At 71.3% G+C, this 2,832-nt stretch carries 2 protein-coding genes and 1 pseudogene; 1 reads left to right on the forward strand and 2 read right to left on the reverse strand.

Features of this window, described 5'->3' with window-relative positions; all coding sequences use genetic code 11:
• Positions 1 to 248: 248 nt before the first annotated feature.
• Positions 249 to 509, reverse strand: a pseudogene (locus ACVNF4_RS34510) (oxidoreductase); the annotation flags it as partial.
• A gap of 106 nt (positions 510 to 615) precedes the next feature.
• On the opposite strand from ACVNF4_RS34510, the gene ACVNF4_RS34515 reads away from it, so the two are divergent.
• Positions 616 to 1,140, forward strand: coding sequence for a hypothetical protein (locus ACVNF4_RS34515; RefSeq protein ID WP_461806809.1), 525 nt, complete (start codon positions 616 to 618; stop codon positions 1,138 to 1,140).
• Positions 1,141 to 1,174: 34 nt separating this feature from the next.
• Here ACVNF4_RS34515 and ACVNF4_RS34520 read toward each other — a convergent pair whose 3' ends face one another.
• Entirely contained in the window at positions 1,175 to 2,683 is a 1,509-nt protein-coding gene (locus tag ACVNF4_RS34520; protein WP_461806810.1) for an aromatic amino acid ammonia-lyase, read from the reverse strand.
• Between the last annotated feature and the right edge of the window lie 149 nt (positions 2,684 to 2,832).

Below are 2,832 nucleotides of genomic sequence, written 5' to 3' on the forward strand. Positions count from 1 at the left end.
CGACGCCGAACGCCGGGCCGAACTGGGTGAGTTGGACGACCTCCTCGGAGATGCCGGTCGCGGGCTGAACAGCGCCGAGGGCGCCTGCCGCCATGAAGGCCACCACCAGGTAGACCGCTGTCTGTGCTTTCCAGCTGTGCCGTTTGCGCATGCCCCTGACGATGCCGTTCCACGGCACGGCGCGAACTGGAGCCGGGTGCCTGACGGGGGTGGAGTTGGGTACACCCCCGGCGGTCGGGATCGAGGCGTCAGCCTTCGCGGCCGGAGAGCGTGGCCGAGGCGCGGGAGCGCTGGACGGGGGTTTCGTGCGGGGTGGGGTTCTTCGAGAGGAGCTGCATGACCTCGGTGGCGAAGTCGTCGAGGAGCAGGGTGCGGGGGTTCAGCTGTTCCTGGCCCGCCACTGTGGCAACGGCCGGGGGGACGAGTTCGACGACGTCGACGCCGGTGCCGTCGAGTTGGGCGCGCAGTGCCTCGGAGTAGGCGTGGATTCCGGCTTTCGAGGCGGTCCAGCACTCGTCTCCGTAGAGGCACCGGGCGTGTTCCGTCAGGGTGCTGTGCATGTCCGGAGCCTATGCGTGTCCGTGGGTGTCGTACCCGGTCGCTAGGGTGCGGCGCATGCGATCGCTGATCAGCGCCATCATTGAACACGACGACGCCGCCCGTTTCCTGGCCTGGCCCGGTGACTTCGAGCTCGACCGGAAGGAGCACGGCGAGGAGGTGCGTCTCGCGTCGGGGGCGGCGCTGGAGGGCTTCGCGGGTGACGGAGCGGGGGGCACGTACTTCTTCTGTGGGGACGGTGGGGAGGAGCGTCCGGTTTTGTATGCGGACTCCGAGGGTGGCGCGGCGCTGGTCGCGATCGGCCTCCCGGAACTCCTGCGGCTTCTCCTGGTCGCGCCTTGGTGGCGGGACTGCCGGGCGTTCACCTCGGAGGAGAGCGGTGAGTTGGCCGCTCAGTATCTGGAGGACATGCCCGATCTGACGGTTCGACGGGACCGCGCGGCCGGCGCTCTGGGCCTCGACCTTCCGGCCGAGGCCGACGTCCTCGCCCGGCTGCGTGAGGTCGCGACCGGGGCGGGCAAGGACTTCGTCTTGATCTTCGCGCCGGAGGACGAGCCCTATGACCTGCTGATCAAGGGGTGAGCACCGTACGCCTGACGATCCGTCACCGCCCCGTTCACCCCTCGCTCTCCCGCCAGATCTCCGTGAACCGGTCGAGGAGTCCCGCCGCCTGCCGCACGTCCTCCGTGAGGGGCCGGTCCGACTCGTCCGCGTCGAGGGTCGTCTCGGCGAGGTGGAGGGCGGTCTCGGTCGGGAGGCCCGGGGTGGGGCGTACCCCCCGCTGGCGCAACGCCCGTACGGCGGCGACGAGTTCGCAGCCGACGACGAGGCGGTAGGCGGCGCAGGCGCGGAGGGTCTGGCGGGCGGCGAGGGAGGCGAAGCTGGCCTGTTCCTCGACGCCTCGGGAGAGGACGGCGTGGCCGAGGGAGGCCGGGGCGGAGAAGGCGCGGAGGTCGCTGAGGGCGGCGCCGGCGGCGTACTCCAGGATCATGATGCCGGAGGAGGCGGGGAGGTGGTCGGCGAGGAAGGGGTGCAGGCCGGTGTAGTCGGGTTCGTTGAGGGTGGCGAGGCGGGCGGTCGACAGGCGCGCGACCTGGGTCAAAGAGAGGCGGAAGTGGTCCAGGGCGAGGGCCAGTTGGGCCTGGTAGAAGCCGCCGTGATGGTAGGCGGTCAGGTCGTGGGGGGCGATGAGGGGGTTCTCGGCGGCGGCGTTGATCTCGACGGCGAGGACGCGTTCGAGGGCGTCGGCGGCGTCGTGCGCGGGGCCGTGGATCTGGGGCAGGCAGCGCAGGCCGTACGGGTCCTGGATGCGCCCGGCGGACGGCGTGGGCCGTTCCTCGGCGCCGATCAGTCCCCGCATCCGCCGGGCGACCTCGGTGGACCCGGGGTGCGGGCGGGCGGCGTGCACGGGGGCGGCGTACGGCTCGTGGGAGCCGTCGACGGCGAGCAGGGTGAGGGCGGCGACGACCTGGGTGGCCTCCAGGAGCCCGCGCAGCTCGTGCAGGGCGAGGGCGGCCTGGCCGAGGGTGAGGGCGTTGCTGCTGATGAGCGCGAGGGCGTCGTTGTGGTCGAGGGGCTGGGGGTCGGGGGCGCCGTCTCCCTGCCAGGGGTGTTCACCGGCGAGGGCGAGGCCGACCTGGGCGAGCGCGGCGAGGTCGCCGGTGCCGACGGAGCCGAACTCGTTGACGACGGGGTGCGCACCGCTCTCCAGGGCCGCGCACAGGGCGGTGACGACGCCGGGGCGCAGTCCTGAGCCGCCGGCGAGGAGCTGGTTGGCGCGGACGGCGAGCATGGCGCGGACCTGCCGGGCGGGGAGTTCCTCGCCGATGGCTCCGGCATGGCTGCGCAGGAGCCGCAGGCCGTGTCCGGCGGCGTCCTCGGTGGGCACGGTCGCGTTCCGGTTGGCGCCGACTCCGGTGGAGCGGCCGTACAGGCGCCGGGTCGTGGCGATGCGCAGCGCGGCGTCCCAGGCGTCGGTGACGCGGGTGATCGCCGCGTCGTCCGCGACCGGTCGCGCGGTGCCGTCGGCCAGGCGCACGATGTCCGTGACGCCGAGGGAGGTGCCGTCGAGGACGAGCGGCACGGCTGTCTGCGCCGTCAAGAAGTCCACCATCTGAGAAGACATAGAGATTAAAAATCCCCTCAATCCGTACTATCCACCTTGCCTCCGTCCCAACTGTCGGTCATCCGTTACATCGGATTAACGTGGAACCGTTGACAAGTCATTCACCCACAGAGAACTCTGCATGAAGTTATACAGCCGGGCAAGGGACA

It is taken from the genome of Streptomyces sp. S6 (genome assembly GCF_054880855.1).